Source organism: Trinickia symbiotica (assembly GCF_003028655.1).
Lineage (GTDB): Bacteria > Pseudomonadota > Gammaproteobacteria > Burkholderiales > Burkholderiaceae > Trinickia > Trinickia symbiotica_A.
Genome location: NZ_PYUC01000034.1, coordinates 1 through 6,641, shown reverse-complemented (window position 1 = coordinate 6,641; position 6,641 = coordinate 1). Strand labels below are relative to the sequence as shown.

Genomic DNA, 6,641 nt, shown 5'->3' with positions numbered 1-6,641 from the left:
AGATGTGTATAAGAGACAGGGGCCAATGGCGCATTGTCGGCGGATCTTTACAACCGGCAGTTGCATCCGGATGAGTACGCTCTCGCGAAAAAGTACGCGAAGCTGGTAGCGAAGGAACTCGGCATCACCGAAGAAGAGGCGGAAGGGCGAATTGCTGCAGAGTTGATGCGAAATGTGGATGGTCAGACCGAACTGGCTGACGGCGGTGTGCATGACTACAAGCTGCGCTCAATTCTTGGTTGCCAGATGTTGGAGTGCAATGCGTCGTCGAGCGATCCGAATTATTGGAATCACGGGTATAACGCACAATACATTCCGTCGAACGGCGTAACCTACGAGTTGGGCGTCTCGCAGGGTCTCGTTGGTCAAACGTATGGCGATTTGGTGACGAGCAACATCAAGAACAATCCGGTGAGTACGGCGATTGCGGGCGCGGGGATAACGGGGCTTGGTGTTGCAATGGGTGGACTGCCTTCGGCAGGGCTTGCTACTGCCGGCACAGTGATCGGTGCTGGAGCTAATGCTGCGATCCAGTACGCGCTAACGAAACAAGTCGGCTGGAACGACGTGGCGCTTGCTGGGGTGACAGGCGGGTTCGGTGCTGGGCTCGGATATGTCCCTGCGCTTTTGATCAACACAGGAGGCTCGTTGTTTGGCTCCAGCTTGAGCGGTCAAAATCCCAATAGCGGTATGATTGGATCGGTTGTCGGTACCACACTAGGTTACCCGGTGGGGTCGTTGGTCGAGGGGGCGACGGGCGAGCGCATAAACCCGTGGTATCGCCCTCAATGGAAGGACATCGGCCTGGGCATTTCCGCACCTGTGTCACCTAGCGCTCTTCCATCCTGGTTCGGCATGACAGGGAGTAGTTTGACTCAAGAAATTACAGGGCAGCCAACCACTAACCAGTTCAATAAACCAAAATGAGAGGCAGGTATTTATCGGCTCTCTTGCGAGCGATGCGATTAGCCGTTGTTTTTACGCTCGGATTAGAGTTGTTGTTCATGGCGGCTGTGTACGTTGGCGCGCCGTTTGTGATCTATCTCACAGGCGACGGCAGGGGGTATCACGTTATCGCATGGGACCAGGTGCAGCGATTGATTATCTTGGCGCCGATACTGGGGGCTTTGTTGACGATTGCGGCCTTGTTCACGCGGAAACGTTGAGGGCTGCGGCTCGCTGGGCTTGAGCGATCGCGTGGTCGCTTGATCCCGTTGCGCAAACCGCGTCTAGGCAAAAAAATGCGAAACGTGGGGTGCGTCGGGGCGAAGTTGGCTGCAAAGCCTTGCTGCATCTAGGCGAGCGGTGCATCGACAACGGCGGTCGTGTCGGGGCGTAGTGATCTTTACAATCGGCAGTACCACCCAGATAAGGACCCGAAGAAGGACGAACGCAAGACGCTCGATGCGCTGGAGGCAGGGAAGAGCGCAGACGAGAAGCAGCGATATGAGGACGCTGGCTGTTATATGGTCCATTGCGCTAACCAGATGTCGGATGACAATCCTGACAAAGCGGCTGCGCTGGCCTCGCAACAGCGAGGGGCGAGGGATACAACGGAGCAGGCGCAACTTGCATCGACCGGGTTGTTTAAATACGACCCGGTAGTCGATGGAGGACTGGATCTGCTCGGTAGGGGATGGGATCGGGCGGGACCGGGGGCAGTTCGCGGGGCAACGAACCTCGGTCAGCAGTTCTTAACGGAGATTAGGCAGGGCGGGGTTGCGCAAGCACCCGCCGATGATCTGAGTGGCGCGAACAGCGGTGGAAATCCGCCCAAGGCTGGCGGCTCGTTCGTCCTGGTCCCGCAGTGTGAAGGGCCGGTGTGCACGCTTGCTCCTCTGCCTACGATTGGCACGCCTGGGTACGTTCCTCCGACGGCGACGGTGTCGAGTAGTGGCAGCAACGATGAATCGCGCTTATCCGGTACGCCCAGTCCCGCACTGCCGGACAGCCCGTATAGCCCATCGAACGTTGATAGCCGGGTGAAGCCACCATATCAAACGAATCCAGCGCATGATACGGGCAGTCCGTTGTACAACCCGAAAAAGACGCCTGAGCCGAACGATGCGCAAAGCGCATACGAGGACGGCGCGGTTCGGGGAGGGATGGGCACATGGTACGCGCAAGGACAAGGAGGCTATTACCGCTACTTCTCGGACAACGCGGGTACCGTGCATTTCAGCGGGACAGTCCCGGCGTCTCAAGTGCCGCCTAGTGTATTGAGGATTTGGGGGAAATAACAATGGAATTCGGCAAAAGAAGTCGCTTCTCCATCGAAATTGATATAGACGACAACTGCGGTGGTGCGTGGTTGTTTGGGCACATTTGCTATTGGGTCGCAGGCAACGTCGTAGGAGACTATGATGCCGGTACGTCGCTCCGAGACGTGTTGTTCCAGATGAAATACATAGCTGGAGATCGAGGGCGCAGGAATTGCCCCGCGTTGATGCAGCTTTCTGAGCGGAAAGCATTCGAAATGATTTCTGCTGCGCTGAACGAGACCAGCGACGAGCTCTACGATTTCGTGACTCCGGATTTTATGCCGGCAAGCTTGGATGTCAGGATTCCTGTGGACGTATTTGATTCGTGGAAAATATTCCTCGTTGAGAGCTCAGAGGCGGCCAAGCTGTTGTGTTTCAATATGGAAACTTCTTCGCTGACATCTGCGATCCTATCTTTGCATGAGTTCGATACAGTATTCGCAAATGCTTATGAATATTTGGATTTGATCTATGAGTCGCATAGCAAATCTGATGGTGGTTCATAGTGTGGAAAGTTGTCGTCTGATCTTTACAATCGGCAGTACCACACCGGTAAGGACCCGAAGAAGGACGAGCGCAAGACGCTCGATGCGCTGGAGGCAGGGAAGAGCGCAGACGAGAAGCAGCGATATGAGGACGCTGGCTGTTATATGGTCCATTGCGCTGACCAGATGTCGGATGACAATCCTGCCAAAGCGGCTGCCCTTGCTTCGCAACAACGCGGGGCGAGCGATACGACGGAACAGGGAATACTGGCATCGACGGGATTGTTTAAATACGACTCAACCATCGATGGAGGGCTCGATAAGCTCGGCGCTGCGTGGGATTGGACCGGCCCAGGCGTAGTACGCGGAGCGAAGAATTTCTTCAATGGCGGCGCGGCGGACTCAGCGAATCAGTTCGTCGACCTGATGAAGGGCGATGCGCAGAACAAGATATCAGAATCCCCCATTACTCTTGTGGTTCAGGGAATTGTGAATGGTCTAAGCGCGATCGGGGGAGTCGAGGGCGGTGGGCCGAACGCGTCGCCGGGGTTTCAGTTGCCGGATTCGGCGGCGGGGCAGGCTGCGAACACTTCGCCGGGTCTTGGTGGGCAGATGCCTCCTACGGCGACGCTGTCAAGTAATGGGGATGCAGGGAAGGCCGGCTGTAACACAGACGGCACAAACTCCGAAATGCTGGGTGCTAACGGCCCCCAGTTTGCTAGCAAAACAATTTGGAAGGGCGATGGAAGTGAACGTATCGACGTCGAGAACCCGAATCCTGGCCGGCGTCCGGGGCAGATTCACTACCAGGATGATGATGGAAACAAGTATTTGTATGATCCAACAACAAATTATTTTCCCCGGTGCTCCGAACTCCGTCAACAAATTGTTGAAGGATCCGAGCTTTAGCGCAGCAATTCAAAAGGGTCTTGCCAAATATCTTGGGGGTGGCTAATGAAGACGAACACGGCCATGAAAAGAATTCTCGCAAACGTCGAGCTCGCCGCGACGCTACCGATAGCATTGAGGACTATCGTCGACGATGGATTCGTCGTCAAAGACAATTGTCATTTCTTGGTGCATCTTCTCGCAAAGGCACGGAGCGCCAGAAGGGAACAATTTGACGACTGCACAGGGTACGAATGCTTCGTCAATTCTGTGCATATTGAGGACTATGATGCGAAAGATCCCCTGTCGAGGTCTGTGGGATTTATCGAACAAGTTTTTAAAGCCTGGTCTACACATGCTCCTGGAGTGAGCCTGGTGGGCATCGTTAGCTCGGATGAGTTCAGTGTGATGGTCAAGTTTCATGTTAAGCGTTCAACCGAAACGTGGCTTAGCGACAACCTAGAGGGTTACGAAGATCCGATCATGTCGGTTGAGTCGTCGGAAAACGTTGTGAATGCGATACAGGCGTTGAGGGGAGCGGACTTTTAGTGCGGATCTTTACAATCGGCAACTCCACCCCGACGAGCGGAAGCTGATTGCGGATAAGGCCCATCAGATCGCCATTTCCGAAGGGCATAGTCCAGACGACGTTGCAAGGATCGAAGCGTATTGGACCAACGTTCTAACGCTTGTTGCCGATGCTGACGTGGACTCGCAGGCCCGGCAACAGTTGGGTGCTGAATTGGCGCAGATGGCGCAAGCCGCTCAAGCTTCAGGAAATACCCAGGCCTATCAGCAGTTCGTGCAGAGCCTGCAGACCGCGCAGGGCATTATCCAGGGGATGGCGGGCCAGTCGATTACGAGTAATGGCTCGCCTATAGTTGCCGATGACGGTCTGCTGAAGACTTTCCAGGCGACGGGTTCGCAGTTTAACGACTCGTCGCTGTTCGGTACCCCGGGTGGTACGAGCCTGGGACTTGCGATGGGGGAGACGCCGGCATCAGTGGGGATCGCGCCGGACTACTACATTGCGCCAAATGGGCCGACGAATCAGCAGGTCAACGGCTTTGCCAACGACATCTTGCAGCAGGTCGGAACACCGAATGGCTCTGTAACGCCCGTGTACCCGGCCGAAAGCGTGCTGCTCGGGAGTATGGTTGGCGGGCTTGTGTCGGGTGCGCTTGGTGAGTTTCTTGGCCCCGCTGAAGGTACTGCACAAACTGTTACAACCAGTGGTCCGTCAGCAGCTAGCGCCGCAACAAGCACGAGATCGGTTGAGAGCCTTTTTGGTCAGTCGTTTGACGGTCCACTGCTGTCGCATACCGCAGGCATCCAGGACGGCACCCTCGGAGAGTCGCTGGGCCTAAAGACGCTGGACGGCCAAACCGGCATGACTTTCAAGCCACTGCAGAACAACAGTGGCAACGGAGCCGATGGTGTTGCGATTGATTCCAACACAAAGACGATCTGGGTTGCCGAGGTAAAATCGTCGCAGAACGGGGTGGGTGCCGCCGCAACTGCTCAGGGTGACCCAGCGACGAAACTGGAGACGTGGGTCGCAAACTCTCAAAGCAACAGCGGAAGCTGGGCGGCGCAGCCGTCCGGTAATGCGGCACTGGCGAAGGATCTTCAGAAGGCTATTGACTCTGGTTATCAGATCAAGGGGGTTCAAGTGCAAGTTGGCGTGCCAGCCCCCGGAGCCACGGGGGCTACGCAGATCTCAATTCAACCTTGGTTGCCAAAGTAAATGATCATGACCAATCTCAGTAGCATCAGCTCACTAGGGGTGGCATCCGCTTGGCCGAGCCGGCGCTCCGTCGTCAAATTGCTCGAGAAAGCGCTTCCTCGCCCCATAGACGAGGTGCTCGCGTATAACGGTCGTTCGGATGTTGAAAACACGCTGAACATGCCACCCAACTCGACATACATTCCAGTCGGCTCCCTTTTGAGAGTCAGAGCAGAGGCGTCAGCGTTGTCTGGTCGACCTTGGGAGCGGGAAATGTTGAATGCGATTGGATTCGATACGTTTGGAACCCAGTTGTATTTCTTCTGGCACGTTAAGTTTCGGAGCCTCTTCCCCGATCACCCTCGGCCGTTGAGGATGTTGAATTGGGAGTCGATGACGGAAGCGATGGCAATGGCCTTCATCTTAGGCTGCGCAGAGGAGGGGATTTACCATGGCTATCTCATACACGCGGCACTGAACCGTTCCTATCAGTTGCAACTATCGTACGAAGAGCGTCATCGCCGGGTTCACAGCTTCATGCTGCGGCTCTTTTCCGAGTGGCGTAGCGATGTTCGGCACTCATGGCCGCCATTCGCATATTCAGAACCCATCTATGAGGGCATTCTCGAAAGATGGCGCGAACCCGATCCTGATGTACTGAAACCTTGGTTGTTGGCTGCTTGCGACCGCCATACTCACGAGTCAAAGCGCGATAGTGAGGGTACGTTTTACGACTGCGCTGCGTTTCCGCGCACGCCGTTGGAGATCCTCTATCTTTTCCGGCTGCGAGAGTTGGTCGGCTTAGCAAATCCGGAACTAACTCATCCGTTGTTGGAGGCGCCCTTTGACACGCTGCCAGCGCCGCAAGCGGCCTACGTTCCGGATGAGTTAATTCGAGGAACGCTCATCCGTGTACGTGAAGATTGGCCGGACTTTGATATGGTCGTCTCGCTGGAATCGTTGCGCGGGCGGTAGTTGTCTGGAGCGAATGACATTTCTTTACAATCGGCAGTTGCATCCGGAGGAAAAGGATCTGGCGAAGCAACTTGCCGATAAGAGCGGCGGCAAGTACGCCGAGCAGCAGATTGAAAATCAGATGGCCTTAATGAATTTAACAGAGAACGGGCAAACGTTTGATCGCGGTGACGAACCGTGACACGGAGATTACGGCCAGCAATACGCTGTCGCTGACGAGCGGCCGTGACACGAACCTGCGTGGGGCCGAGGTATCGGGCAATACCGTCGATGCGAACGTCGGGCGGGATCTGAATATCCAGAGTC

Annotated in this window: 8 protein-coding genes; all 8 read left to right on the top strand. The window is 55.6% G+C overall.

The features are described 5' to 3' along the window. The first annotated feature begins 33 nt into the window (after positions 1–33). Positions 34–927: a hypothetical protein gene (locus tag C9I57_RS31900; RefSeq protein WP_107154491.1), complete on the top strand. Its 894-nt coding sequence runs from the start codon at positions 34–36 to the stop codon at positions 925–927. A gap of 1,315 nt (positions 928–2,242) precedes the next feature. Then, positions 2,243–2,767, top strand: a complete 525-nt coding sequence (locus C9I57_RS31885; protein ID WP_181322033.1) for an Imm42 family immunity protein — start codon at positions 2,243–2,245, stop codon at positions 2,765–2,767. 9 nt (positions 2,768–2,776) lie between these two features. After that, positions 2,777–3,655: a hypothetical protein gene (locus tag C9I57_RS32970; protein ID WP_181322032.1), complete on the top strand. Its 879-nt coding sequence runs from the start codon at positions 2,777–2,779 to the stop codon at positions 3,653–3,655. A gap of 63 nt (positions 3,656–3,718) precedes the next feature. Continuing rightward, positions 3,719–4,183, top strand: a complete 465-nt coding sequence (locus C9I57_RS31875; protein ID WP_258187930.1) for a hypothetical protein — start codon at positions 3,719–3,721, stop codon at positions 4,181–4,183. Positions 4,184–4,340: 157 nt separating this feature from the next. Continuing rightward, a complete protein-coding gene (locus C9I57_RS31870; protein WP_107154486.1) occupies positions 4,341–5,381 on the top strand; it encodes a hypothetical protein in 1,041 nt (346 codons plus the stop codon). Between the two features lie 6 nt (positions 5,382–5,387). Then, entirely contained in the window at positions 5,388–6,335 is a 948-nt protein-coding gene (locus C9I57_RS31865; RefSeq protein WP_181322031.1) for a hypothetical protein, read from the top strand. A 13-nt stretch (positions 6,336–6,348) separates the two neighbouring features. Continuing rightward, on the top strand, positions 6,349–6,516 hold the full coding sequence (locus tag C9I57_RS32965; RefSeq protein ID WP_181322030.1) for a hypothetical protein: 168 nt from the start codon (positions 6,349–6,351) through the stop codon (positions 6,514–6,516). Further along, the coding region (locus tag C9I57_RS33750; protein WP_181322029.1) for a hemagglutinin repeat-containing protein at positions 6,503–6,641 on the top strand (139 nt) is incomplete at its 3' end. The genes C9I57_RS32965 and C9I57_RS33750, both read left to right, overlap by 14 nt.